Here is a 23,544-nt window from a genome sequence, read left to right on the forward strand (position 1 = left end):
CCGCTCCCCCCCTCTCCTCCTCCCCCTCCACCCCCCCGACGCCGCTGCCCGGCCCGCGCCGCCCCCCCCCCGCGGCCTGGTGCGCGGGGCCCCCCCCCCCCCCACGTCCGGCTCGGGCGCGGCCTCCAGCAGCCGGCCGATGCTCACCCCGAACGACTCGGCGATGCGGCACAGCGTGCCGATGCTCGGGTTGGTGCGGGCGCCCTCGATCTGCACGAGCATGCCCTTGCTCACACCCGAGCGGCTCGCGAGCTCGTCCAGCGACCAGCGGCGCCCCTGCCTGAGCAGCTTCACGTGGCGGGCGATGGCCGCCTGCGCCTCGTGCTCGGCGGTCATTATGTTTTCCTCCACGGTCAATATTGTGGTACCACTGGGGCATGTTCGCGATCGCCGACGACGTGCTGGACCTGTGCCGTTCCGTGGGCCATGAGGCTACCGTCCTCGCGGTCCTTGCCGACGGGCTGCGCAACGGGCCCGGCGACGGCTCGGTGCTGCGCGACGCCGTGGCCGCGGCCGGCGACCTGACCGCGCCGCACCCGCACCTCGAGGCCTGGCGGGACGTGTACCGCGCGTTCGGCGCGAAGCCCCAGCGCACCCCGTGCTCGGCCGAGGCGCTGCGCAAGCGGGCCGCCCGGGGCGACCTGCCGTCGGTGAACCGCCTGGTCGACGCCTACAACGCGGTGAGCATCCGGTTCGCCGTGCCGATCGGCGGCGAGGACCGCGCGGCCCTGGTGGGCACCGAGCGGCTGGTCCGCGCCTCCGGCCTGGAGCCGTTCGACACGGTGAAGGACGGCGCTGCCGTGGTCGAGTCCCCGGAGCCGGGCGAGGTCGTCTGGCGCGACGACCTCGGCGTGACCTGCCGGCGCTGGAACTGGCGCCAGGGCCGCCGCACGGCGCTCACCGACGCCACCACCAGCGCGGTGTTCCTGCTGGAGGGGCTGGACACCGACCTGGCCCCGGCGGCCTCGCTGCTGTGCGAGCTGCTGGACGCCGACTCGGTGCGGATCGAGCGGCTCGCATGAGCGGTCCGGAGCGGAGCGGAGGGGCCGCTCATCATCGGCTCGGTTTGACGGCACGCGGCCGGAGCGGAGCGGAGGCCGCATGATCGGGATCGTGCTCGCGGCACTGTCCGGACTGGTCTGGGGCGTCGGCGACTTCGCCGGCGGGAAGGCGAGCCAGCGGGCGGACGCGCTGGTGGTCGTGGTCCTGTCGAAGGCGGCGAGCCTGCCGCTGCTCCTGCTGTACCTCCTGCTCATGCCGGCCTCGGCGAGCCCTCCGGTGCTGGCCTGGGGCGCGGCCGCCGGCGTCTTCGGCGTGCTGGGGATGTTCGTGTTCTACCGCGCCCTGGCCGGCGGGGCGATGGCCGTGGTCGCGCCGGTCAGCGCGGTCACCACGGCGCTGCTGCCGGTCGTCGTCGGGCTGGTCTCGGGGGAGCGCCCGGGCGCGGTGGCCCTCTCCGGCGCCGGCTGCGCGATCGTGGCGATCGCCCTGGTCAGCCTCACCCCGTCCGCGGGCGCCCGGGTCACCCGCGGCCTGATCGGCCTGGCGCTGCTGTCCGGCCTGATGTTCGGCCTGTTCTTCACCTGCCTGGACCGGGCGGGCGGGTCGTCCGGCCTGTGGCCGATCGTCGGCGCCCAGCTGGCCGCGCTGGCCGTCGGCGGCTATCCGCTCGCGCGCCGGCTCCGTTCCCGGGGCGTTCCCGGTGTCGTGCTCCGGGGTGCCACGCTGCGCTGGCTGGTCGCGGCGGGCGCGCTGGACATGAGCGCCAACGCCCTCTACCTGCTCGCCGTCCACCGCGGGGACCTGAGCATCATCGCCCCGGTCGCGTCGCTGTACCCGGTGACGACGGTCCTGCTGGCCATGGCGGTCGACCGCGAGCGCATGCGCCCGGTGCAGCTGGCCGGCCTGGGCCTGGCCGCGACCGCGCTGGTCCTGGTCGCCTCGTGATATCCCTGGTAGTGGGTGGTGTTGCACACGCTGTGACGTCTCCGGCTGACCGGAGGCTCCACGCCGGTTAAAGTGTGCGGCGGCAACGTTCGGTTGAGCCTGGTGGAGGGCAGTTGTCCGCGCTCTATGCGATCGGCAAGATGACGGTCGCGCCGTTGACCCGCCTGTTCTGGCGACCCAGGATCAGCGGGCTCGACAACATCCCGAAGACCGGCCCGGCCATCCTGGCGAGCAACCACCAGTCGGTGATCGACTCGGTGATGATGGGCGCGATCACGCCCCGTAACGTCTACTTCCTCGCCAAGAACCAGTACTTCGAGGCCCCCGGCCTCAAGGGCACGATGATGCGCCACATCATGTACGGCCTGAACCAGATCCCGGTGGACCGCTCGGGCGGCCGGGCCAGCCTGATGGCCCTCGACGCCGCGCTGCCGGTGCTGCGTGACGGCCACGTGCTCGGCATCTTCCCGGAGGGCACCCGCTCGGTCGACGGCCGCCTGTACCGCGGCCGCCCCGGGGTGGCGAAGCTGGCGCTGGACGCCCCGGCCCCGATCATCCCGATCGGCCTGCTGGGCTTCGACAAGGTCCAGCCGGTCGGCGCGTCCCTGCCGAAGCTGGGTCCGTCGGTCGAGGTCCGCATCGGCGAGCCGCTGGACCTGAGCCAGTGGCAGGGCGGCGAGATCGACAGCCGCGGCCTGCGCGAGGTCACCCTGAAGCTGATGAACGCCATCCAGCAGCTGACCGGCCAGGAGTACGTGGGCCGCTACGCCCCGAAACGCCCCGACCAGCTCGCCGCCGCGGCGACCGCGGCCGGTTCGGCAGATTCCGCGCAGTAGGTTCGGCAGATCCACCACGGACCGGTCGGCAGATCCACCACGGCGGGGTAGGGTGGGCCCGTGCGGCGGGCCGGGGACTATCTTCCGAGGCGGGCCACCGGCCTCGTGCTGGAGGCGCTGGAGGACACCCGCGTCGTGGTGCTCAACGGGGCCCGGCAGGTCGGCAAGAGCACGCTCGCCGAAGTGGTGCTCAAGGAGCATCCCGGCGGGGTCGCGCGGTTCCTCGACAATCCCGGCACCCGCACCGCCGCGATCGAGGACCCCGTCCGGTTCGTCCAGCACGACGGGCTCATGCTCATCGACGAGGTGCAGCGGGTGCCCGACCTCTGGCTCGCCATCAAGCATCTCGTCGACCGCGACCCGCGGCCCGGGCGGCTGCTGCTCACCGGGTCGGCCCGGCTGCTCGCGCTGCGCAGCGTGCCCGACGCGCTGCCCGGGCGCACCGAGACGATCGAGCTGTGGCCGCTCTCGCAGGGGGAGATCGACGGCGCGCCCGACGGGTTCGTCGACGCGGCCTTCGCCGAAGGCGCCGACCTGCGGATCCCGCCGGTCGAGTTCTCGCGCCGGGAGTGCCTGGCCCGGGCCGCCCGCGGTGGCTACCCGGAGGCGGTGCGGCGGGAGACGCCCCGGCGACGTGCCAGGTTCTTCGAGGGCTACCTCGAGGACATCGTCACGCGCGACGTGAAGCAGGTCGCCGACATCGAGCGCGTCGGTGACCTGCGGCGGCTGGTGTCGCTGCTCGCGGCGCAGACGGCCGGCCTGCTCAACGTCAACCGCCTCGCCGCTGAGCTCGGACTGTCCGCGTCGACCGTCCGGCGGTACGTCGACATCCTGGAGACCATCTATCTGGTCCGGCTCCTGCCCGGGTGGTCGGCCAACGCCACCACCCGCACGGTCGCGGCTCCCAAGATCGTCTTCGTCGACCCGGGGCTCGCGGGGTTCCTCGCCACCGGCGCGGTCGGCGGGATGCCGGAGGGCGGCCTGGTGGAGAACTTCGTGCTCGGTGAGCTCGCCCGGCAGCTCACCTGGGCGCGCAGCTCGATCCGGCTGTACCACTACCGCGACCGCGACCAGTACGAGGTGGACGGCGTGCTGGAGGACAACGCCGGCAACGTCGTCGGGATCGAGGTCAAGGCCGCCGAGACCGTCCGGGCCGGCGACTTCCGCGGGCTCCGGCTGCTCCAGCGCCGCCTCGGCGACCGGTTCCGGGCCGGCTTCGTGCTCTACTGCGGCACCGAGTCACTGAGCTTCGGCGACGGCCTGACCTGCCTGCCCGTCCCCGCGCTGTGGAAGGCGGCACCCCCGGGGTCAGTCGCGCCGGACGATTGAGCCGCGCAGGTTCTGCGTCGCGGTCGCCGCCTGCTGGAGGTTCTTGCCGACGAAGACGGCGATCGCGATCACCCCGTGGTCGCTCCACCCGCACACCGTCGCCGAGCGGCCGTCCATGCGGGACGACGCGCAGCGCTGCTCGCCGCCGAAGGTGCCCGGGTCGACCTCCCGTACGTCCGAGATCTGGATCCGCGTGCCCAGCTTGCGCATGCTCGCGTCCAGGTCACGGGCCGGGTCCGTGATGAACCGGGTGGCGCCGAAGACGACGACGCGCTGCTGGCGGCTGGCGGCGTCCTGGTACACCACCGTGAAACCCTGCTCGTCGAGGTGATCGGAGGTGAGAGACTGCTGCAGCTCCTGCGCCTGCTTGTGGGCCGAGGCGTCGTCCACCCGGGTGAACCCGGGCACGGTGGCCTGCGTGTCGACCGACGCGGGGTACTGCACCCAGTACGGCCGGGCCCATGCGTACGAGCCGCCGCAGCAGCCCGCGCACAGCGCGAAGATGAACAGGAGCACCCAGGGCCACCTGCTGCGCCGCCGCCGGGGAGCCGGGGGAGGGCCGTAGCGCGGCGGGCCGTAGGGGCCGTAGCCGCCGCGCGGGTGGGTGGGCGTCGGCACGGGCACGTAGACCACGTGCGGCGCGGCCGGCTCCTGCCGGGTCTCCGGCTCGGCGGGTAGGTCGAGCGTGTCGTCCCACTGCCGCCGCCGGCGGGTCCCACCGGCGGGCACGGACGCGGAGCCCACCCACGTCGGGTTGCGCTGCGTCGGCGTCTCGTCCGGCGGGAGTGTCACACCCAGACGGTAACCACCATGTGCACGTGTTCGGCCAAGAGCCGAGGCCACGGCCCAAATGAAAGAAATGCCGAGTTCGGGTATCGGCGATACCGTGACTGATGTGCTGGGGCTACCGGAACACGTGACCACACTGCTGTTCGACCTCGACGGCGTCCTCACCCCCACCGCGGCCGTGCACAACAAGGCGTGGACCGCGACCTTCGACGAGTTCCTCCGCGACCGGCCCGGCCAGCGTCCGTTCGACCCGGACGCCGACTACAACGACTACGTCGACGGCAAGCCCCGCGAGGCGGGGGTGCGCGACTTCCTCGCCTCGCGCGGCATCACCCTGCCGGACGGCACGCCGGACGACCCGCCGGACGCGCAGACCGTCAACGGCCTCGGCAACCGCAAGAACGTGCTGCTCCTGAAGCTGCTGCAGGAGGGCGGCCTCGAGCCGTACCCCGGGTCGGTGCGATATCTCGAAGCGGCCATGACCCGGGGGCTGCGCCGCGCGGTTGTCAGCTCCAGCGCCAACACGCGGCAGGTGATCGCCGCGACCGGCCTGGAGCCCTACCTGGAGGCCCGGGTCGACGGCGTCACGATCCGCGAGCGCGGCCTCAAGGGCAAGCCCGCCCCCGACACCTTCCTCGCCGCCGCCGAGGAGCTCGGCGCCGACCCGGCGCACGCGGTGGTGTTCGAGGACGCCCTCGCCGGGGTAGCGGCGGGCAGGGCCGGCGGATTCGGGTACGTCGTCGGCGTCGACCGCGTCGGCGGCGGGCACGCCGACGACCTGCGCCGCGCCGGCGCCGACCGGGTCGTCTCCGACCTGTCCGACCTCCTGCCCGGGAAGGAGCGCTGATGGCCATGTTCCCGGTGGAGGCGTGGGCGCTGCGCGAGACCCGGCTCGACCTCGACCGGCTCGCCCAGACGGAGTCGCTGTTCGCCCTGTCCAACGGCCACATCGGCCTGCGGGGCAACCTCGACGAGGGCGAGCCGTTCGGGCTGCCCGGCACGTACCTCAACTCCTTCTACGAGCAGCGGCCGCTGCCCTACGCCGAGGCCGGGTACGGCTTCCCGGAGGAGGGCCAGTCGATCGTCAACGTCACCAACGGCAAGGTCTTCCGCCTGCTGGTCGACGACGAGCCGTTCGACGTGCGGTACGGCAACCTGCTGGCCCACGAGCGGGTGCTCGACCTGCGGGCCGGCACGCTGCAGCGCGACGTCGACTGGGTGTCGCCGGCCGAGCAGCGGATCAAGGTACGGACCACCCGGCTGGTGTCGCTGGAGCAGCGCTCGGTCGCCGCGTTCCTGTACGAGGTCGAGCCGGTCGACGGACCGGCCCGGGTCATCGTGCAGTCGGAGCTGGTCGCCAACGAGGACACGCCGGTGCCGAGCAAGGACCCCCGGGTCGCGGCGGCGCTCGGGCACGCCCTCGTCTCCGAGGAGCACTACGCCCACGACCTCGACGCCCAGCTGGTGCACCACACCAACGCGAGCCGGCTGCGCCTCGGCGCCGAGATGGACCACGAGATCGACGCGCCGGTGCCGGTCCGCGCGCAGACCGAGGCGACCGAGGACTGGGCGCGCACGACGTTCGCCTGCGAGCTGCAGCCCGGGCAGCGGTTGCGGATCGTGAAGTACCTCGCCTACGGCTGGTCCAGCCAGCGCTCCCGGCAGGCGATCCGCGACCAGGTGCACGGCGCGATCGCCGGCGCCAAGCTCGGCGGGTGGGACGGGCTGGTCAAGGCCCAGCGGGCGTACCTCGACGGCTTCTGGGCCCAGGCCGACGTCGAGGTCGACGGCGACGCCGAGATCCAGCAGGCCGTGCGGATCGCGCTGTTCCACCTCATGCAGGCCGGCGCGCGGGCCGAGGCCCGGCCGATCGCGGCCAAGGGCCTGACCGGGCGCGGCTACGACGGCCACGTCTTCTGGGACACCGAGAGCTTCGTGCTGCCGGTCCTGACGTACACCCATCCGCACACCGCCCGCGACGGGCTGCGGTGGCGCCACAGCACGCTCGACCTGGCCCGCGACCGGGCCCGCACGCTCGGCCTGAAGGGCGCCGCGTTCCCCTGGCGCACGATCCGGGGCCAGGAGTGCTCGGCCTACTGGCCGGCCGGCACGGCGGGCTTCCACGTCAACGCCGACATCGCCGCGGCGGTGGTCCGCTACATACAGGCGACCGGCGACGAGCGGTTCGAGGCCGAGGCCGGGCTGGAGCTGCTGGTCGAGACGGCCCGGCTGTGGCGCTCGCTCGGCCACCACGACCGGCACGGCGTGTTCCACATCGACGGCGTGACCGGCCCCGACGAGTACAGCGCGATCTCGGACGACAACATCTACACGAACCTCATGGCCCAGCACAATCTCAACCACGCCGCCGCGGCCGCCGAGCGCCACCCGGAGCTGGCCCACCACTTCGGCGTGGACGACGAGGAGATCTCGTCGTGGCGCGACGCCGCGGCGCGGGTGCACCTGCCGTACGACCGCGAGCTGGAGGTGCACCAGCAGTCGGCGGGCTTCACCGCGCACCAGGAGTGGGACTTCGCGAGCACCCCGCCGGACCACTATCCGCTGCTGCTGCACTTCCCCTATTTCGACCTGTACCGCCGGCAGGTCGTCAAGCAGGCCGACCTGATCCTGGCGATGCACTGGCGCGGCGACCGGTTCACGCCCGAGGAGAAGGCCCGCAACTTCTACTACTACGACCAGCGCACGGTCCGTGACTCCTCGCTGTCGGCCTCCACGCAGGCGGTCATGGCGGCCGAGGTCGGGCACGTCGACCTGGCCTTCGACTACCTCGGCGAGGCGGCCTTCGTCGACCTCTACGACCTGCAGCACAACGCCGGCGACGGCCTGCACATGGCCTCGCTCGCCGGCACCTGGGTGGCCCTCGTCGCCGGCCTCGGCGGCATGCGCGACTACGGCGGCGAGCTCTCGTTCATGCCGCGGCTGCCCGGCCGGCTCCACCGGCTGCGGTTCGCGATCACCTGCCACGGCACCGTGCTGCGGGTCACCGTCGGCCACCACGACGCCACGTACGAGATCAGCGACAGCGAGATGACCATCCGCCACCACGGTGAGCTGGTGACGGTCGTGCCGGGCAAGCCGGTGACGGTGCGCATCCCCGAGCCGAAGCCGCTCACTCCGCCGCCGGTGCCGCCACCCGGCCGGGCGCCGCGTCGGCGCCGGCGGCAAGGTTGAGTACGCTGGGGAGTCGTGAGCGTCACGAGCGTCTTCCCGCAACTCGAGCGACTGCTGCCGCGGATCAGCAAGCCGATCCAGTACGTCGGCGGTGAGCTCGGCGCGGTCGTCAAGGACTGGGACGCCGCGACCGTGCGGTGGGCGCTGTCGTATCCCGACGCCTATGAGGTCGGCCTGCCCAACCAGGGCGTGCAGATCCTCTACGAGGTGCTCAACGAGCAGCCTGACGTGCTCGCCGAGCGCACCTACACCGTGTGGCCCGACCTCGAGGCCCTCATGCGGGCCGAGGGCGTGCCGCAGTTCACCGTCGACGCTCACCGGCCGGTCCGGGCGTTCGACCTGTTCGGCGTGTCGTTCGCCACCGAGCTGGGGTACACCAACCTCCTCACGATGCTCGACCTCGCCGGGATCCCGCTCGACTCCCGCGACCGCGGCGACCGCGACCCGATCGTGGTGGCCGGTGGCCACGCCGCGTTCAACCCGGAGCCGATCGCCGACTTCATCGACGCCGCCGTGCTCGGCGACGGCGAGGAGGCGGTGCTGGAGATCACCGGCATCGTGCGCGAGTGGAAGTCCGAGGGCCGGCCGGGCGGCCGTGACGAGCTGCTCCTGCGGCTCGCGCGCACCGAGTCGGTGTACGTCCCGCGCTTCTACGACGTCGACTACCTGCCCGACGGCCGCATCCAGCGGGTCGTGCCGAACCGGGCCGACGTGCCGTTCCGGGTGCACAAGCGCACCACCATGGACCTCGACGCCTGGCCGTATCCCAAGCGGCCGCTCGTGCCGCTGGCCGAGACGGTGCACGAGCGCTACGCGGTGGAGATCTTCCGCGGATGCACCCGTGGCTGCCGGTTCTGCCAGGCCGGGATGATCACCCGGCCGGTGCGGGAGCGCAGCATCACGACCGTGGGGCAGATGGTCCGGCAGGGGCTGGAGTTCTCCGGCTTCCACGAGGTCGGGCTGCTGTCCCTGTCCTCGGCCGACCACTCCGAGATCGGTGACATGTGCTCGGGCCTGGCCCAGCAGTACGAGGGCACCAACGTCTCGCTGTCGCTCCCCTCGACGCGCGTGGACGCGTTCAACGTCACGCTCGCCCAGGAGCTCTCCCGCAACGGGCGGCGCACCGGCCTCACCTTCGCGCCGGAGGGCGGGTCGGAGCGGATCCGCCAGGTGATCAACAAGATGGTCACCGAGGAGGACCTGATCCGCACGGTCGTCACGGCGTACAGCAACGGCTGGCGGCAGGTGAAGCTCTACTTCATGTGCGGCCTGCCCACCGAGACCGACGACGACGTGCTCCAGATCGCCAAGCTGGCCCACGAGGTGATCCGGGCCGGCCGCTCGGCCACCGGCTCGCGCGACATCCGCTGCACCGTGTCCATCGGCGGGTTCGTGCCGAAGCCGCACACGCCGTTCCAATGGTCGGCGATGGCGGAGCCGGAGGTCATCGACCGGCGGCTCAAGCTGCTCAAGGACGCGATCAACGCCGACCGGTCGCTCGGCAAGGCGATCGGGTACCGCTACCACGACGGCGAGCCGTCGCTGGTCGAGGGCCTGCTCAGCCGCGGCGACCGCCGGGTCGGCGCGGTCATCCGCCGGGTCTGGGAAGAGGGCGGCCGCTTCGACGGCTGGTCCGAGCACTTCTCGTTCCGGCGCTGGGTGGACGCGGCCACCGCCGAGCTGCCGGCGTTCGGCGTCGACCTCGCCTGGTTCACCACGCGTGAGCGCGACCAGAACGAGGTCCTGCCCTGGGACCACCTCGACTCCGGGCTCGACAAGGACTGGCTCTGGCAGGACTGGCAGGACGCCCTCACCGGCTACGAGCAGGACGACTGCCGCTGGACGCCGTGCTTCGACTGCGGCGTCTGCCCGAGCCAGGACACCGAGATCCAGATCGGGCCCACGGGCAGGAAACTGCTGCCGCTCACTCCGGTGAGCACCGGGCTGCGGGTGCCGAATGCCTAAGCGTCAGCCCGAGAGCAACCAGGAGCCGGTCGTCCAGCGCGTCCGGCTGCGGTACGCGAAGCGCGGCCCCATGCGCTTCACGTCACACCGTGACTTCGCCCGCGCGTTCGAGCGGGCGCTGCTGCGGGCCAACGTCCCCATCGCCTACTCGCAGGGCTTCACCCCCCATCCGAAGGTCTCCTACGCCTCCGCTGCCCCGACCGGCGTGGCCAGCGAGGCGGAGTATCTCGAGATCGGCCTGCGGGCCGTCGTCGACCCGGCCGAGCTCCGGCTGGCCCTCGACGCGGCCCTCTCGCCCGGCCTCGACGTGCTGGAGGCCGTCGAGTCGCCGCTCAACGGCGGCGGCAGCCTGGCCGACCGGATCGACACGGCGGCCTGGTCGATCGAGCTGCCGGGGGTCGCCGTCCACGACGCCGAGGTCGCCGTGCGCGCGTTCCTCGACGCCGGGGAGGTGCTCGTCGAACGGCTCACCAAGCAGGGCCGCCGGACCTTCGACACGCGCGCGGCCGTGCTCCGGCTGGCCGTCGTGGAGCCGGATCCGACCCCCGCTGACCTACCTTCCGAGGTCACCGACATACCGTGTGCGATACTCGACCTTGTCGTGCGGCAGGGAACCCCGACCGTGCGACCCGACGATGTGCTGTCCGGCCTGCGCGTTGTGGCCGACCTGGAGCCGCCGGTCCCGCCTCGTGCGACCCGACTGGCTCAGGGCGTGCTGACTGAGCAGGGTGAACTCGTCGATCCGCTCGCCGCTCACGGCGAAGGGGACCGACCGGCGGCTGTCGTAGGAGCTTCGTCGCTGTAGTGGTCGACGATCCGCCAGGTGGCGGAGCGCCGGTCGCCGGCATCGAGGTTGGCAGACTTTCGGCGGATCGTCCGCGTCAGCGGAAACCTCCGCCGGCACAACATATATATGCGGTGCCGCCCGTGCGGCTGCGTGGCTGTGTTGCTACGCGCCCGGGAGCGCCAGAACTGGAGAACGTCCGCATGTTCGACAACGAGTCGGCAAGCGGCGAGGCCACCGGCGAGGAGCCGGTGGCAACTGCCGCAGCCAGCGAAGAAGAGACCGCCGCCCCGGTCCGCCGCACGCGTCGCCGGGCCACCAAGGCGACCGCGGCGGAGGCCGAGGCGCCCGCCGTGGCGGAGGCCGCAGCCGAGGAGGCTCCTGCCGAGGCTCCCGTCCGCGCCACGCGCCGCCGGCGCAAAGCCGTGGAACCGGTCGAAACGCCCGAAGAGGGCGAGTCCGGTCAGCAGGAGCTTCCCCTGGAGGAAGCGCCCGTGCCGGTGAAGGCCACCCGGACGCGGCGGCGCACCACGCGCGCCGTCGTCGAGGAGCCGGAGCCCGAGCCGGTGGCTGTCGTCGAGGAGCCCGTCGAGGAGGAGCCGGTCGAAGAGCCGGTCGCCGAGATCGCCGACCTCGTCGAGGCCGTCGAGGCCGTCGAGGAGGAGCCGCCGCCGGCCCGCCGGAGCCGCCGGGCCGCGCCCGTCCAGCTGCTGTTCATGCCCCCCGCCGAGCAGGTCGCGACGCCGGAGCCCGCCGCCGCCGCCGCGGAGCAGGAGGAGCTCGCCGCGGAGGAGGAGCCGGCCGGTCGCAGCCGCCGGCGCCGGGCCCGCCGGGTCACCGCCGAGGCTGAGCTCGCCGAGCCGGTGGAGGAGCCGGTCGAGGCCGAGGAGGCCGAGGCGGAGGCCGACGCCGACCTCGAGGACGAGGACGACGAGTTCGAGCCCGGCACCCGCCGGCGCCGCCGCCGTGGCCGCCGTGGCCGGGGCCGTGGCCGGGGCCCTGCCGGTGAGGGTGACGACGATCTCGACGCCGAAGCGGCCGAGGCCGACGAGGCGGCGGAGGCCGAGGCCGAGGCCACCGACGACGGTGAGGGTGACGAGGACGGCGAGGGCCTGACCCGCCGCCGCCGGCGGCGCCGCCGCAAGGGGGCCGCCGACGCCGACACCGGCGACGACCCGCACGTGGTCGTCAAGATCCGTGAGCCGCGCCCGGCCGCCCGCGAGCGCGACGAGGTCCAGGGCGTCTCCGGCTCGACCCGCCTGGAGGCCAAGCGCCAGCGCCGCCGCGACGGCCGCGAGCAGCGCCGCACCCGCCCGCCGATCCTGTCGGAGGCGGAGTTCCTGGCCCGCCGCGAGGCCGTCGACCGTCAGATGGTGATCCGGCAGAAGAACGACCGGACCCAGATCGCGGTGCTGGAGGACAAGGTGCTCGTCGAGCACTACGTCACCCGCGCGTCGTCGAGCTCGATGGTCGGCAACGTGTATCTCGGCCGGGTCCAGAACGTGCTGCCCAGCATGGAGGCCGCGTTCGTCGACATCGGCCGCGGCCGCAACGCCGTGCTCTACGCCGGCGAGGTCAACTGGGACGCGACCGGGCTCGAGGGCCGCACCCGCACCATCGAGCAGGCGCTGAAGTCCGGCGACTCGGTGCTCGTGCAGGTCACCAAGGACCCCATCGGCACCAAGGGTGCCCGGCTCACCAGCCACATCGCGCTGTCCGGCCGGCACCTCGTCTACGTGCCCAACGGCAACGCCTCCGGCATCAGCCGCAAGCTCTCCGACATCGAGCGCAAGCGCCTGCGCGACGTGCTGAAGAACCTCGTGCCCGACGGCGCCGGCGTCATCGTGCGCACCGCGGCCGAGGGCGCGTCCGAGGACGACCTCGCCCGCGACGTGAAGCGGCTGCAGGCGCAGTGGGAGGCGATCCAGGAGAAGTCGGGCAGCAGCAGCGCGCCCGCCCTGCTCTACGAGGAGCCCGAGCTCGTCGTCCGGGTCGTCCGCGACCTGTTCAACGAGGACTTCCGCGAGCTGGTGATCCAGGGCACCGACGCCTACGAGTCGGTCGAGCCATACCTGTCGCACGTGTCGCCCGACCTGGTCGACCGGGTCAGGCGCTACACCGGCACCAGCGACGTCTTCGCCGACCAGCGCATCGACGAGCAGCTGATCAAGGCGCTCGACCGGCGGGTCTTCCTGCCCTCCGGCGGCAGCCTGGTCATCGACCGCACCGAGGCGATGACCGTCATCGACGTCAACACCGGCAAGTACACCGGCGCCGGCGGCAACCTCGAGGAGACGGTCACCCGCAACAACCTCGAGGCGGCCGAGGAGATCGTGCACCAGCTCCGGCTGCGCGACCTGGGCGGCATCATCGTCATCGACTTCATCGACATGGTCCTGGAGTCCAACCGCGAGCTGGTCCTGCGCCGGCTGACCGAGTGCCTGGGCCGCGACCGGACCAAGCACCAGGTCACCGAGATCACCTCATTGGGCCTGGTCCAGATGACCCGCAAGCGGGTCGGTCAGGGCCTGCTGGAGGCGTTCAGCGAGACCTGCGAGGTGTGCAAGGGCCGCGGCCTGATCATCCACACCGAGCCGATCCCGGAGAAGCGCAGCGGCGGCGGTGGCGGTGGCAACGGTCACGGCCACGCGGTCGCGAAGGTGGCCTCCGCCACGGTGACCAGCGGCGTCGAGGAGGCCGACGCTCCGGCGCCGCGCAGCCGCCGGGGCCGCCGTCGCGGCGGCGCGGCCGTCGCGGAGGACGCCGTCGACACCATCGAGGCCGAGGAGGCCGAGGAGGCCGTCGACGCCGCGCACGTGGTCGAGGACGCCGCGGAGGAGGCGGAGTTCACGCCGATCGCCTCCGAGGACGACCCCGACAACGTCGACGAGGACGAGGACGAACCGGCGGGCAACGGTGCCCGGCGGCGCACTCGCCGGGGTGGCGTCCGCCGGCGGACCCGCCCCTGATTTGGGGAGTACGCCAGGGATGGCGTACTCTCACTAGAGCGCACTTTCGTGCGCAGGGTCTTTTGCGTGCCTGTAGCAAGCAGGCAACGCGTCCGACCAACCCGCCAGTAGCTACGACAGGAGTCCGCGTCCCATGTACGCGATCGTCAAGACCGGCGGCAAGCAGTACAAGGTCGCCGAGGGCGATGTGATCGAGGTCGAGAAGCTCGCGGGCGAGCCGGGTGACGCGTTGACGCTGTCCGCCGTCCTGCTTGTCGACGGTGAGGATCTCATCACCGACGCGGCCAAGCTTGCCAATGCTGCGGTGACAGCTGAGCTTGTTGCGCACACCAAGGGTCCGAAGATCCGGATCCACAAGTTCAAGAACAAGACCGGCTACCACAAGCGCCAGGGTCACCGTCAGCCGCTGACCCAGGTCAAGGTCACCGGCATCTCCACCGGGAAGTAGGGCAAGCGCGATGGCACACAAAAAGGGTGCGTCCAGCTCGCGGAACGGGCGCGACTCCGCCGCCCAGCGGCTCGGCGTGAAGCGGTTCGGCGGCCAGCTGGTCAACGCCGGCGAGATCATCATCCGCCAGCGCGGCACCAAGTTCCACCCGGGCGACCTGGTCGGCCGCGGCGGCGACGACACGCTCTTCGCGCTCGCCGCGGGGCACGTGACGTTCGGCCTCAAGCGGGGCCGCAAGACGGTCAGCATCACGCCCGCTGAGGGCTGAGTTTCTCTTCCGGGCGGCGGGCCGGGCGCACTGAGCGCCGGGCCCGCCGTTTCCGTTTGCACCTGAAGGAGCGTTCTTTCCGTGACCACGTTTGTTGACCGGGCCGTGCTGCACGTCAAGGCGGGCGACGGCGGTCACGGCTGCGTGTCCATCCACCGCGAGAAGTTCAAGCCCTTCGGCGGGCCCGACGGGGGTGACGGCGGACACGGCGGCAGCGTCAAGCTGATCGTCGACCCCGGCGTGCACACCCTGCTCGACTTCCACTTCCACCCGCACCAGAAGGCCCGCAACGGCCACGGCGGGGCCGGGAACGACCGCGACGGGGCCAACGGCGAGTCGCTGGAGCTGCGGGTGCCCGACGGCACCGTCGTGCAGAGCCTCGACGGCGAGATCATCGCCGACCTCGTCGGGGCCGGCACCGAGCTGGAGCTCGCCCGCGGCGGCCGCGGCGGGCGGGGCAACGCCTCGCTGGCCAGCACCCGCCGCAAGGCGCCGGGCTTCGCCGAGCTGGGCGAGCCGGGCGAGCAGATCGACGTCGTCCTGGAGCTCAAGAGCGTCGCGGACGTCGGGCTGGTGGGCTTCCCGTCGGCCGGCAAGTCGTCGCTCATCGCGTCCATGTCGGCGGCCCGGCCGAAGATCGCCGACTACCCGTTCACGACGCTCGTGCCCAACCTGGGCGTGGTGCAGGCCGGCGACAACACCTACACGGTCGCCGACGTGCCGGGGCTCATCCCGGGGGCGGCGACCGGCAAGGGGCTGGGGCTGGAGTTCCTCCGGCACATCGAGCGCACCGCGATCCTGGTCCACGTCGTCGACACGGCGGCGCTGGAGACCGACCGCGACCCGGTGTCGGACATCGCGGCGATCGAGGCGGAGCTGGCCGCGTACGGCGGGCTGGAGGACCGGCCGCGCATCGTCGCGCTGAACAAGGTCGACGTGCCCGACGGCCGCGACCTTGCCGACATCATCCGGCCCGAGCTCGAGCAGCAGGGCTACCCCGTGTACTACGTCAGCGCCGTGTCCCGGGAGGGCCTGCGCGAGCTGACGTTCGCCATGTCGGAGCTGGTCGAGCAGCAGCGCAAGGCGGCGCCCCCGCCGGAGCGCACCCGGATCGTCATCCGGCCGGTCGCGGTCGACGACAGCGGCTTCACGATCGGCCGGGACGGCGAGGGCGTCTTCGTGGTCAAGGGCGGCGCCCCGGAGCGGTGGGTGCGCCAGACCAACTTCGACAACGACGAGGCCGTCGGCTATCTTGCCGACCGCCTGGCCCGGCTGGGGGTCGAGGAGGCCCTGAGGAAGGCCGGCGCGAGTCCCGGCGACCCCGTTCGCATCGGCGCTCGTGAATTCGACTGGCAGCCGGAGCACTTCGCCGACGCCGAGTACGTCCCGGGCAACCGGGGCACCGACTACCGCATCGAGGAGCAGTCGAAGCGGGTCGGCGCGGCCGAGCGCAAGGCCCTGCGCAAGGCCCGCCGGGTGCCGTTCGAGCAGCAGGAAGGGCAGCCGGAGGTGCGGCTGGACGGGCGGCTGGAAGTTTCACCCGGAGATGGGCCGGACGGCGACGACTTTTAACCCTTCGTGCAACGGAAATCGCTGGTCAGGTGAAACCTCCGGGAAATCCGGGTTGCGTACCGTCGCTCCATGCTGATCGAGCAACGTCCATCGGGCGACTCGGAGGTGATCGCGCTCGTCGTCGACCAGCAGGTCGAACTACGCACGCGCGACGGTGGCCGGGACGGCCACGTGTACTCGGTCGACCCGGCCGCGCGCTATCTGGTCGCGGTCGTCGGCGGTGACGCGGTCGCCTGCGGGGCGATCCTGGCGGTCGACATCGACACCGCGGAGGTCACCCGGCTCTACGTGCGCCCGGCGTACCGTGGCCGCGGCCTCGCCCGGCGGATGCTGGCCGCGCTGGAGGACTTCGCCGCCTCCCGCGGGCACCGGGTGCTCCGCCTGGAGACGGGCGTCACCTCGCCCGACGCGATCTCGCTGTTCCTGGCCGCGGGCTATCGGCCGATCCCGCGCTTCGGTCCGTACGTCAAGCTGGAGGCGAGCCGCTGCTTCGAGAAGCGGTTCGACGACGGCAACCGCGAGGTGCGGGTGATCCGCCGCGCCGTGGCCGACGAGGAGGTCGCCGAGCTGATGGCCGCGGCCGAGAACGAGTCGGCCGGGCGGTACGGCGAGGCCGGCCGGCGCCGGTTCCCGCTCGGCCCGAACGCCCGGTTCGTGCTGGCCACCGTCGACGGCGTCCCGGCCGGCTGCGGCGCGCTCCAGCCGCTCGACGACCAGACCGCCGAGATCAAGCGCATGTACGTGCGGCCGGCCCACCGCGGTAACGGCATCGCCCGGCGCGTCCTGGCCGCCCTGGAGGACCTCGCGACGGGTTCGCACTACCGGGTGGTCCGCCTGGAGACGGGGCCACGCCAGCCCGAGGCCATCCGTTTGTACGAATCGGCCGGATACCAGCCGATTCCACCGTATGGACCGTACGTCCACAGCCCGCTCAGCCTGTGCTACGAAAAACTCGTCATCGCCCCCGAGCCCATCGCCTCTGAGCTCGCATGAGGCTATCGTCGGGCCGGTGGGCATCCTCGAACGGCTGACCCGACCGTCCCGGTCACCCCGGGAACGATTCGCCGACCAGGTGCTGGCCGAGCTCCGCCGGATCGGCGTCCACGACGCCGAGTTCCGTCCGACGCAGTTCGCGATCGTGTGCGAGTGCGGGCAGGACGTGCACAGCTGGCTCTTCCTGGCGAAGGCCTTCAGCCAGTACCAGCGAAGTCCGGGCGACAAGAAGCAGTTCGTGCGCGAGTTCGTGGCACACAGCCTGGCACCGCCGGCACAACCGGCGTCGTTCGCCGAGGCGCTGCCCCGGCTGCGCATCGCGCTGCGCCACGCCGCCCGGGGCACCCGCACGCTGCGCCGGCCCGCGCTGCCGGACCTCGACGAGGTCGTGCTCTGCGGCGACGTCCCGCTCGACGTCGACACGCCGGCCCGTTGGGGCGTCGGCGTGGAGGACATCTTCACGGCGGCGCACGACCGGACCCTCGCGCGGGCGGAGCTGCCCGCCTCGGCTGCCCTGTTCGGTCCGTCGGTACTGCACGTGCCGGACTACGACGAGGAGCAGCTGGTCTCCTGGGTCCTCCTGGACGGCTGGCTCGCGGAGCTGGACGAGCAGGTCGGGGGCCGGGCCGTCGCGTTCCTGCCGAGCACGGTGATGCTGCTGATCTGCGCCGACGAGCCGAGGCTCGTCGAACAGCTCTACGAGCTGGCCGCCGACGAGTACGCGCGCACCGCCCGGCCGCTGTCCCCGATGGCGTACACCACCGACGACGAGGGCCGCGTCGTGCCGTTCGCGCCGGCGTCCGGCCACCCGGCCTACCCGGCCGCGGCCCGGGCCCGGCGCCGCCTGGCCACCGACGTGGCCGAGCACCAGCGCCGCACGCTGGGCGACCCGCGGCTCGCCGAGTCGACCCTCGCGGCCCGGGCCGACGGCACGACGTTCACCGCGGCGGTGTGGCCGGTCGGCTCGCCGGCGCTGCTGCCCCGGGTCGACTTCGTGGGCGTGGCGGTCACCGGCGAGCGGACCTTCTACGTGCCGTGGGCGCTGCTGGTCGAGGCGGACCTGCTGGTCGAGGAGATCGACTTCCGGCCGGGCCGCTTCAGCGCGGTACCCCGGCCGTCGGCGGCGTCGCTGGGCTACCTGCGCGAGCGCGCCGTCCGGCTGTGAGGCCCAGCGCCGCCCGCAGCCGCAGGACCGTCGCGTCCGCCCGCTCGGCGGCCCGCTCGGCCCCGTCGCGCAGGACCTGCTCGACGTCGTGTTCGTCCAGTTCGCGGTACCGTCGCTGGATGGGCTCCAGGGTCGCGACGACCGCGTCGGCCACCGCGGCCTTGAGCTCGCCGTAGCCGCGGAAGTCGCGCCGGGGCTCGCCGGTGCACGCCTCCAGGATGTCGAGCAGGTTCGACACGCCCGGCTTGCGGTCCGGGTCGTGGACGACCTCGGTGCCGTCGTCGGTGACCGCTCGCATGATCTTGCGGCGCAGCGCGTCGGGCGGGTCCAGCAGGAAGAGCACGCCGGCCGTGGAGGCGTTGGTCTTGCCCATCTTGGCCGTCGGCGTCGCCAGGTCGGCCACGCGGGCGGCCACCGCGGGGTGGACGGCCTCGGGGACGGTGAAGATTGGGCCGTACCGCTCGTTGCAGCGGATCGCCAGGTCGCGGGTCAGCTCCACGTGCTGGCGCTGGTCGCGGCCCACGGGCACCTCCGCGATGTCGTGCAGCAGGATGTCGGCGGCCATGAGCACCGGATAGGTGAGCAGCGAGAGCCGTGAGCCGCTGCCGCCGCCCTTCTCCTTGAACTGGATCATCCGGTGTACCTCCCCGTAGCCCGCGACACACTCCAGCAGGTAGTGCAGCTCGGCGTGGGCGGGCAGGTCGGACTGGCGGTACAGGATCGTGCGGGCCGGGTCGACGCCGGCCGCGAGCAGCAGGCCGGCCACCTCCGTCGATCGCTCCCGCAACTCGGCGGGGTCGTGGCGGACGGTGAGCGCGTGCAGGTCGGCGATGAACGCCACGGTCGGCTCGTGCTGGCCGGCGACGACCGGGCGCACGGCGCCGACGTAGTTGCCGAGCTGGAGCCGGCCGGTGGGCTTGAAGCCGGAGATGCGCCGCTTGGACATGATGGCTTCCCTTCGGGGGAGTCAGGGGCCGCCGGGATCCACGCGGTGCACGACAAAATGACCGCCCGGACCGGGCGGCCTGTGTGCGTGGGGATTTCGTGCGTGCGAATGCGCGAGTGTGGCCGCCCCTAACGGGCGCGCCAGCTGTTCAGCGTCGTCGTACGCACGTCACCACGGTAGCACCGATGCTTCCGGAGGGTCCTGGTGAGGGTTATGTCGGCATATGTCGGAGCCGCGGCTGGCCCCCGCTCTGGCCCCTCCCAAGCCGCTGTTTCTGGTGTTGGCTGGCTGGAAGCGATGCCGATCGGCGGGGGAGGAACGACAGTGAGTGACAGGTCCTGGTTGCGGCTCGACTGTCCGGTGTGCGGGGGATGGCTCGGGCTGCCCGACGGGGTGCCGCGGGGGGCCGCCGCGCAGCGGGCGGCCCGGCGGATCGACGCGTTCGCGCACCGGCACCGCGCCTGCGGGCGGGTGACGCGATGAGGCTGCGGCAGTTCCGGCTGGTGGTGGCCGGGGACATCACGGAGGAGCGGGCCGACCGGCTGCTGTGGCGGGCGGTCGACGCCTGCGTGGAGGCGGGGCCGGACGGCGCCGGCTGGGTGGCGTTCGACCGCCCGGCGCCGACGCTCGTGGACGCGGTGGTCGCCGGCGTCCGCGACCTCGACGCCGCGGGGCTCGTGCCCGACCGCGCGACCGGCGACGACCCGCTGGTCACGGTCGAGACGGTCGCCGAGCGGGTGGGGCGGCCGGCCGAGGTGGTGCGCGGGTGGGCGCTCCCGCCGCCGGTCGGGCCGCACCCCCGGCGGCCGGTGTTCGACTGGCCCGCGGTGATGGGGTGGCTGGTGCGCCACGAGGATTACCTGGTGCCCGACGACGACGCCACGCTGGAGGCGGTCACGCTGGCCCTGCGCGTGCGCACCCTGGCGCCGCGCGTCGACCGGCTGGAGCCGATCCGGTCCCTGCTCTATCCCTGAGCCTGCACGTCGAACTCGCCGTCCTTGGCGCCGAGCACGAACGCGTCCCACTCGTCCTGGGTGAAGACCAGGACCGGGCTGTCGGGATCGGCGCCGTTGCGCAGGCCGATGAGGTCGTCGACGAAGGCGACCTCGACGCGACTGCCGTGGCTTCCGCCGGGCGCGGAACGCCACTGCGCGCGGGAGCTGTCGAACTCGCCCTTCGGGTGAGGCAGCGTCATGGCCGTAACGCTACACGCGGGAGGCCGGACCGGTGCCCCGGGCGCCGGTCCGCCGACCCCGTCCGGGTGACGTCCAGATGAACCGTACCGATCATTACGATGCGGTGATGCGCGTGGGCATCATGGGCGGGACGTTCGACCCGATCCACCACGGCCACCTGGTCGCGGCGAGCGAGGTGGCCGACCGGTTCGGGCTCGACGAGGTGGTCTTCGTGCCCACCGGGGAGCCGTGGCAGAAGGACGACCTCAGCGTCAGCCCGGCCGAGGACCGGTACCTCATGACGGTGATCGCCACCGCCTCCAACCCGCGCTTCACCGTGAGCCGCGTCGACATCGACCGCGGTGGTCCCACGTACACCGTGGACACGCTGCGGGACCTGCGGCGGGTCTACGGTACCGATGCGGAGATGTTCTTCATCACCGGCGCCGACGCGCTGGGCAAGATCCTGTCCTGGAAGGACGCCGACGACCTGTTCTCGCTGGCCCACTTCGTCGGCGTGACGCGGCCCGGCTTCGACCTCAGCGCCGAGCACCTGCCGGCCGACACGGTCAGCCTGATCCAGGTGCCGGCGATGGCGATCTCCTCGACGGACTGCCGGCGGCGGGTCGAGGCGGGTCAGCCGGTCTGGTATCTGGTGCCGGACGGTGTGGTGCAATACATCAATAAGCGGGGTTTGTACCGAAAAGTCGGCAACAACTGACGGGCGTTCTGTCGTACCTCCGTGAGAGGCTAGAAACAGCCCGGAGAGCCGGGACCGAACGACGAAGGGAGACCGGTGCCCGCCACCGAGCGTGCCCGCGAGCTGGCGCTCACCGCTGCCCAGGCGGCCGCCGACAAGAAGGCCGAAGACATCGTCATCCTCGACGTGGCCGACCAGCTGGTCATCACCGACGCGTTCCTGGTGGCCTCGGCGCCCAACGAGCGTCAGGTCCTGTCGATCGTCGACGCGATCGAGGAGCGCCTGCTGGAGCTGCCCGAGAAGGCCAAGCCCGTCCGCCGTGAGGGCGAGCGGGGCGGCCGCTGGGTCCTGCTGGACTACATCGACATCGTCGTGCACGTCCAGCACACCGAGGAGCGCGAGTTCTACGCCCTCGACCGGCTGTGGAAGGACTGCCCGGTCATCGAGTTCGTCGACCGCGACCTGCCCGCCACCGCATGACGCTGCTGATCCTGTGGCGGCACGGCCAGACCGCGTGGAACGCTGCCGGCCGTGTCCAGGGCCAGACCGACACACCGCTGTCCGACCTCGGCGCCCAGCAGGCGCGGGCGGCGGCGCCCCGGCTGGCCGCCCTCAAGCCGACCGTCCTCATCGCCAGCGACCTGCGGCGGGCCGCCGACACGCAGGCCGCCCTGGAGGCGCTGGTCGGGCTGCCGGTGCGGCACGACGCGCGGCTGCGTGAGCGCAGCTTCGGCCGCTGGGAGGGCCTGACCCACGCCGAGATGATCGCCGGGTGGCCGGAGGCGTTCGAGCGCTGGAGACGCAGCGAGCCGGTCGGCGACGCGGACGTCGAGGAGGTCGACGCCCTCGGCAAACGCACCGCGACCGCGCTGCAGGAGGCCGTCGACGAGGCCCCCGGCGACGCCGTGATCGTGGCCGCCACGCACGGCGCCGCGGCCCGCTACGCGACGTGTGCGCTGCTCGGCTGGCCGGCCGAGTTCGCCCCGACGCTCGGCGCGCTGCACAACTGTCACTCCACGCACCTGCTGTTCGACGACGTGCGGGGTTGGCAGCTGCTCGCGCACAACGTGCCGTAGCCTCGGAGGAACCCCCCGGTGCACCGTGACGTCAGAGGGACCATGAAGCTTCGGTTCGCCGTACTGCCCGTCCTCGCCGCGCTGGCGCTGGCCGGTTGCGCCTCGCCCGACGCCACGGACTCCGCCGGGGCGCCGTCGTCGTCATCTCCCGCGTCGTCTCCCGCGGCCGCCTCGCCGTCGGTGGTGCCCGCGGAGTCGCTCAGCGGCACGATCACCGTCACCGGCGAGGTCAAGGACGGCGTCGAGGCCGGGTGCGTGCTGCTCTCGACCGCCGACAAGACGTATCTGCTGCTCGGGGGCGATCGCTCGAAGTACCGCGGCGGCACCAGGCTCACCGTGACGGGGGTCCTGCAGCCGGGCATGGCCAGCACCTGCCAGCAGGGCACGCCGCTCCAGGTGGTGTCGATCAAGGAAGGCTGAGCCGCGCGCTCAGGTCGATCCGCTACGGTGCCGTCATGACCGGCCCACACCCCGCCGTCGCCGTGGTCACCGACTCGACCGCCTACCTGCCGCCCGACCTGGCCGGCAACCTGACCGTCGTCCCGCTCGCCGTGGTCGTCAACGGCGTGACCGGGCTCGACACCGTGGACATCGACGCGGCCACGGTCGCCGACGCCCTCAACGCGCGGCGCGTGGCCGTGACGACGTCCCGCCCGTCCCCCGAGGCCTTCTCCGAGGTGTACCGCGACCTGCTCGACGGCGGCGCCTCGTCGGTGCTGTCCGTGCACCTCTCCGCGCGGCTGTCGGGCACGTTCGACGCGGCGGTCCTGGCCGCGTCCGCCTTCGACGGGCGCGTCGAGGTCATCGACACCCAGTCCACCGGCATGGGCCTGGGCTTCCCGGCCGTCGCCGCCGCGTCCGCCGCGGCCGCGGGCGGGACGCTCGCCGAGGTCCGCGAGGCCGCGCTGGCCGCGGTGGGCCGCACCACGACGCTCTTCTACGTCGACACCCTCGAGTTCCTGCGCCGCGGCGGCCGCATCGGCGCGGCGGCGGCCCTGCTCGGCACGGCCCTGTCGGTGAAGCCGATCCTGCACACGACCGACCAGGGCGTGGTCGTGCGCGAGAAGGTCCGCACGGCGAGCCGGGCGCTGGCCCGGCTGGTGGACATCGCGGCCGAGTCGGCCGGACCGTCCGAGGTGGACGTGGCGGTGCATCACCTGGCCGCGCCGGACCGGGCGGACGCGCTGCTCACGACGCTGAAGGAGCGCCTGGGCGGGCAACTGCGCGCCGCGTACCTCACGGAGGTCGGCGCGGTCGTCGGCGCGCACGTGGGGCCGGGCATGGTGGCCGTGGTGGTGTACCGGACGGCGTAATCCACAAGGGCCTCGTTATCCACAGATCCGGGGTTCGGGGCGGGCGGGTGGTACGCGTGGGCGCCTACGGTGCCGGG

General features: G+C 72.7%; 25 protein-coding genes. 21 read left to right on the forward strand and 4 right to left on the reverse strand.

Annotated features, from left to right (window positions below; all coding sequences use genetic code 11):
- Positions 1-336, reverse strand: a 336-nt coding sequence (locus tag ABZS66_RS29715; RefSeq protein WP_354763328.1) for a helix-turn-helix transcriptional regulator, incomplete at its 3' end; no start/stop codon positions are given.
- Between the two features lie 41 nt (positions 337-377).
- Between ABZS66_RS29715 and ABZS66_RS29720 the strand changes: the two genes are divergently transcribed.
- The 4 genes from ABZS66_RS29720 (at position 378) to ABZS66_RS29735 (ending at position 4,112) form a co-directional block, all read left to right on the forward strand.
- A complete protein-coding gene (locus ABZS66_RS29720) occupies positions 378-1,022 on the forward strand; it encodes a phenylalanine--tRNA ligase beta subunit-related protein (protein ID WP_354763330.1) in 645 nt (214 codons plus the stop codon).
- A 79-nt stretch (positions 1,023-1,101) separates the two neighbouring features.
- The gene (locus ABZS66_RS29725) at positions 1,102-1,947 is read left to right on the forward strand and encodes a DMT family transporter (protein WP_354763332.1); all 846 of its coding nucleotides are present in this window, start codon (positions 1,102-1,104) and stop codon (positions 1,945-1,947) included.
- Between the two features lie 113 nt (positions 1,948-2,060).
- The gene (locus ABZS66_RS29730; RefSeq protein WP_354763334.1) at positions 2,061-2,783 is read left to right on the forward strand and encodes a lysophospholipid acyltransferase family protein; all 723 of its coding nucleotides are present in this window, start codon (positions 2,061-2,063) and stop codon (positions 2,781-2,783) included.
- A gap of 60 nt (positions 2,784-2,843) precedes the next feature.
- Positions 2,844-4,112: an ATP-binding protein gene (locus ABZS66_RS29735; RefSeq protein ID WP_354763335.1), complete on the forward strand. Its 1,269-nt coding sequence runs from the start codon at positions 2,844-2,846 to the stop codon at positions 4,110-4,112.
- On the opposite strand, the gene ABZS66_RS29740 is transcribed toward ABZS66_RS29735, so the two are convergent.
- On the reverse strand, positions 4,092-4,904 hold the full coding sequence (locus ABZS66_RS29740) for a hypothetical protein (RefSeq protein ID WP_354763337.1): 813 nt from the start codon (positions 4,902-4,904) through the stop codon (positions 4,092-4,094). The genes ABZS66_RS29735 and ABZS66_RS29740 overlap by 21 nt on opposite strands.
- A gap of 103 nt (positions 4,905-5,007) precedes the next feature.
- Here ABZS66_RS29740 and ABZS66_RS29745 point away from each other — a divergent pair, with 103 nt between their 5' ends.
- The 10 genes from ABZS66_RS29745 to ABZS66_RS29790 all read left to right on the forward strand — a co-directional run bounded on the left by ABZS66_RS29745 (position 5,008) and on the right by ABZS66_RS29790 (position 18,257).
- Positions 5,008-5,748 (forward strand): beta-phosphoglucomutase family hydrolase, encoded by a 741-nt coding sequence (locus ABZS66_RS29745; protein ID WP_354763339.1) that lies wholly within the window; start codon positions 5,008-5,010, stop codon positions 5,746-5,748.
- The gene (locus ABZS66_RS29750; RefSeq protein WP_354763341.1) at positions 5,748-8,093 is read left to right on the forward strand and encodes a glycosyl hydrolase family 65 protein; all 2,346 of its coding nucleotides are present in this window, start codon (positions 5,748-5,750) and stop codon (positions 8,091-8,093) included. Before ABZS66_RS29745 ends, ABZS66_RS29750 begins: the two co-directional genes overlap by 1 nt.
- Before the next feature lie 15 nt (positions 8,094-8,108).
- The gene (locus tag ABZS66_RS29755) at positions 8,109-10,058 is read left to right on the forward strand and encodes a TIGR03960 family B12-binding radical SAM protein (RefSeq protein ID WP_354763343.1); all 1,950 of its coding nucleotides are present in this window, start codon (positions 8,109-8,111) and stop codon (positions 10,056-10,058) included.
- Complete coding sequence (locus tag ABZS66_RS29760) at positions 10,051-10,863, forward strand: TIGR03936 family radical SAM-associated protein (RefSeq protein ID WP_354763345.1); 813 nt, start codon at positions 10,051-10,053, stop codon at positions 10,861-10,863. Before ABZS66_RS29755 ends, ABZS66_RS29760 begins: the two co-directional genes overlap by 8 nt.
- A 182-nt stretch (positions 10,864-11,045) precedes the next feature.
- On the forward strand, positions 11,046-13,811 hold the full coding sequence (locus ABZS66_RS29765; protein ID WP_354763347.1) for an Rne/Rng family ribonuclease: 2,766 nt from the start codon (positions 11,046-11,048) through the stop codon (positions 13,809-13,811).
- A gap of 133 nt (positions 13,812-13,944) precedes the next feature.
- Complete coding sequence (gene rplU, locus ABZS66_RS29770) at positions 13,945-14,259, forward strand: 50S ribosomal protein L21 (RefSeq protein ID WP_190250623.1); 315 nt, start codon at positions 13,945-13,947, stop codon at positions 14,257-14,259.
- 10 nt (positions 14,260-14,269) lie between these two features.
- Positions 14,270-14,527 carry a 50S ribosomal protein L27 gene (rpmA, locus tag ABZS66_RS29775; RefSeq protein ID WP_190250622.1) on the forward strand — a complete coding sequence of 86 codons (258 nt, stop codon included), beginning with the start codon at positions 14,270-14,272 and terminating at the stop codon, positions 14,525-14,527.
- Between the two features lie 81 nt (positions 14,528-14,608).
- A complete protein-coding gene (gene obgE, locus ABZS66_RS29780; RefSeq protein WP_354763350.1) occupies positions 14,609-16,099 on the forward strand; it encodes a GTPase ObgE in 1,491 nt (496 codons plus the stop codon).
- Between the two features lie 69 nt (positions 16,100-16,168).
- Positions 16,169-17,092 (forward strand): GNAT family N-acetyltransferase, encoded by a 924-nt coding sequence (locus tag ABZS66_RS29785; RefSeq protein WP_354763352.1) that lies wholly within the window; start codon positions 16,169-16,171, stop codon positions 17,090-17,092.
- Positions 17,093-17,108: 16 nt separating this feature from the next.
- Positions 17,109-18,257, forward strand: a complete 1,149-nt coding sequence (locus tag ABZS66_RS29790) for a hypothetical protein (RefSeq protein ID WP_354763354.1) — start codon at positions 17,109-17,111, stop codon at positions 18,255-18,257.
- On the opposite strand, the gene trpS is transcribed toward ABZS66_RS29790, so the two are convergent.
- Positions 18,190-19,203 carry a tryptophan--tRNA ligase gene (trpS, locus tag ABZS66_RS29795; RefSeq protein ID WP_354763356.1) on the reverse strand — a complete coding sequence of 338 codons (1,014 nt, stop codon included), beginning with the start codon at positions 19,201-19,203 and terminating at the stop codon, positions 18,190-18,192. The two genes, ABZS66_RS29790 and trpS, sit on opposite strands and share 68 nt — an antisense overlap.
- A 324-nt stretch (positions 19,204-19,527) precedes the next feature.
- Between trpS and ABZS66_RS29800 the strand changes: the two genes are divergently transcribed.
- Positions 19,528-19,686, forward strand: coding sequence for a hypothetical protein (locus tag ABZS66_RS29800; protein WP_354763358.1), 159 nt, complete (start codon positions 19,528-19,530; stop codon positions 19,684-19,686).
- The gene (locus ABZS66_RS29805) at positions 19,683-20,177 is read left to right on the forward strand and encodes a hypothetical protein (protein WP_354763360.1); all 495 of its coding nucleotides are present in this window, start codon (positions 19,683-19,685) and stop codon (positions 20,175-20,177) included. Before ABZS66_RS29800 ends, ABZS66_RS29805 begins: the two co-directional genes overlap by 4 nt.
- Here the strand turns inward: ABZS66_RS29805 and ABZS66_RS29810 are convergent.
- The gene (locus ABZS66_RS29810; protein ID WP_354763362.1) at positions 20,168-20,398 is read right to left on the reverse strand and encodes a DUF397 domain-containing protein; all 231 of its coding nucleotides are present in this window, start codon (positions 20,396-20,398) and stop codon (positions 20,168-20,170) included. The two genes, ABZS66_RS29805 and ABZS66_RS29810, sit on opposite strands and share 10 nt — an antisense overlap.
- A 107-nt stretch (positions 20,399-20,505) precedes the next feature.
- Between ABZS66_RS29810 and nadD the strand changes: the two genes are divergently transcribed.
- The 5 genes from nadD to ABZS66_RS29835 all read left to right on the forward strand — a co-directional run bounded on the left by nadD (position 20,506) and on the right by ABZS66_RS29835 (position 23,467).
- Positions 20,506-21,099, forward strand: coding sequence for a nicotinate-nucleotide adenylyltransferase (nadD, locus tag ABZS66_RS29815; protein WP_354763364.1), 594 nt, complete (start codon positions 20,506-20,508; stop codon positions 21,097-21,099).
- A 75-nt stretch (positions 21,100-21,174) separates the two neighbouring features.
- Positions 21,175-21,558 (forward strand): ribosome silencing factor, encoded by a 384-nt coding sequence (gene rsfS / locus ABZS66_RS29820; protein ID WP_354763366.1) that lies wholly within the window; start codon positions 21,175-21,177, stop codon positions 21,556-21,558.
- Positions 21,555-22,154: a histidine phosphatase family protein gene (locus tag ABZS66_RS29825; RefSeq protein WP_354763368.1), complete on the forward strand. Its 600-nt coding sequence runs from the start codon at positions 21,555-21,557 to the stop codon at positions 22,152-22,154. Before rsfS ends, ABZS66_RS29825 begins: the two co-directional genes overlap by 4 nt.
- A gap of 42 nt (positions 22,155-22,196) precedes the next feature.
- Positions 22,197-22,574: a hypothetical protein gene (locus ABZS66_RS29830; RefSeq protein ID WP_354763370.1), complete on the forward strand. Its 378-nt coding sequence runs from the start codon at positions 22,197-22,199 to the stop codon at positions 22,572-22,574.
- Positions 22,575-22,609: 35 nt separating this feature from the next.
- Positions 22,610-23,467 carry a DegV family protein gene (locus ABZS66_RS29835; RefSeq protein WP_354763372.1) on the forward strand — a complete coding sequence of 286 codons (858 nt, stop codon included), beginning with the start codon at positions 22,610-22,612 and terminating at the stop codon, positions 23,465-23,467.
- Positions 23,468-23,544 lie beyond the last annotated feature (77 nt).

This window comes from Dactylosporangium sp. NPDC005572, from assembly GCF_040605515.1.
In the GTDB taxonomy this organism is placed as follows: domain Bacteria; phylum Actinomycetota; class Actinomycetes; order Mycobacteriales; family Micromonosporaceae; genus Dactylosporangium.

What these genes read in the sequence shown, in the direction of transcription:
- ABZS66_RS29765 (WP_354763347.1), top strand. Translation starts at nt 11,046, where the DNA reads ATGTTCGACAACGAGTCGGCAAGCGGCGAGGCCACCGGCGAGGAGCCG.
- ABZS66_RS29720 (WP_354763330.1), top strand. Translation starts at nt 378, where the DNA reads ATGTTCGCGATCGCCGACGACGTGCTGGACCTGTGCCGTTCCGTGGGC.
- ABZS66_RS29810 (WP_354763362.1), bottom strand. Translation starts at nt 20,398, where the DNA reads ATGACGCTGCCTCACCCGAAGGGCGAGTTCGACAGCTCCCGCGCGCAG.
- ABZS66_RS29760 (WP_354763345.1), top strand. Translation starts at nt 10,051, where the DNA reads ATGCCTAAGCGTCAGCCCGAGAGCAACCAGGAGCCGGTCGTCCAGCGC.
- nadD (WP_354763364.1), top strand. Translation starts at nt 20,506, where the DNA reads ATGCGCGTGGGCATCATGGGCGGGACGTTCGACCCGATCCACCACGGC.
- rpmA (WP_190250622.1), top strand. Translation starts at nt 14,270, where the DNA reads ATGGCACACAAAAAGGGTGCGTCCAGCTCGCGGAACGGGCGCGACTCC.
- ABZS66_RS29725 (WP_354763332.1), top strand. Translation starts at nt 1,102, where the DNA reads ATGATCGGGATCGTGCTCGCGGCACTGTCCGGACTGGTCTGGGGCGTC.
- ABZS66_RS29750 (WP_354763341.1), top strand. Translation starts at nt 5,748, where the DNA reads ATGGCCATGTTCCCGGTGGAGGCGTGGGCGCTGCGCGAGACCCGGCTC.
- ABZS66_RS29835 (WP_354763372.1), top strand. Translation starts at nt 22,610, where the DNA reads ATGACCGGCCCACACCCCGCCGTCGCCGTGGTCACCGACTCGACCGCC.
- rplU (WP_190250623.1), top strand. Translation starts at nt 13,945, where the DNA reads ATGTACGCGATCGTCAAGACCGGCGGCAAGCAGTACAAGGTCGCCGAG.
- ABZS66_RS29805 (WP_354763360.1), top strand. Translation starts at nt 19,683, where the DNA reads ATGAGGCTGCGGCAGTTCCGGCTGGTGGTGGCCGGGGACATCACGGAG.
- trpS (WP_354763356.1), bottom strand. Translation starts at nt 19,203, where the DNA reads ATGTCCAAGCGGCGCATCTCCGGCTTCAAGCCCACCGGCCGGCTCCAG.
- ABZS66_RS29830 (WP_354763370.1), top strand. Translation starts at nt 22,197, where the DNA reads ATGAAGCTTCGGTTCGCCGTACTGCCCGTCCTCGCCGCGCTGGCGCTG.
- ABZS66_RS29785 (WP_354763352.1), top strand. Translation starts at nt 16,169, where the DNA reads ATGCTGATCGAGCAACGTCCATCGGGCGACTCGGAGGTGATCGCGCTC.
- ABZS66_RS29825 (WP_354763368.1), top strand. Translation starts at nt 21,555, where the DNA reads ATGACGCTGCTGATCCTGTGGCGGCACGGCCAGACCGCGTGGAACGCT.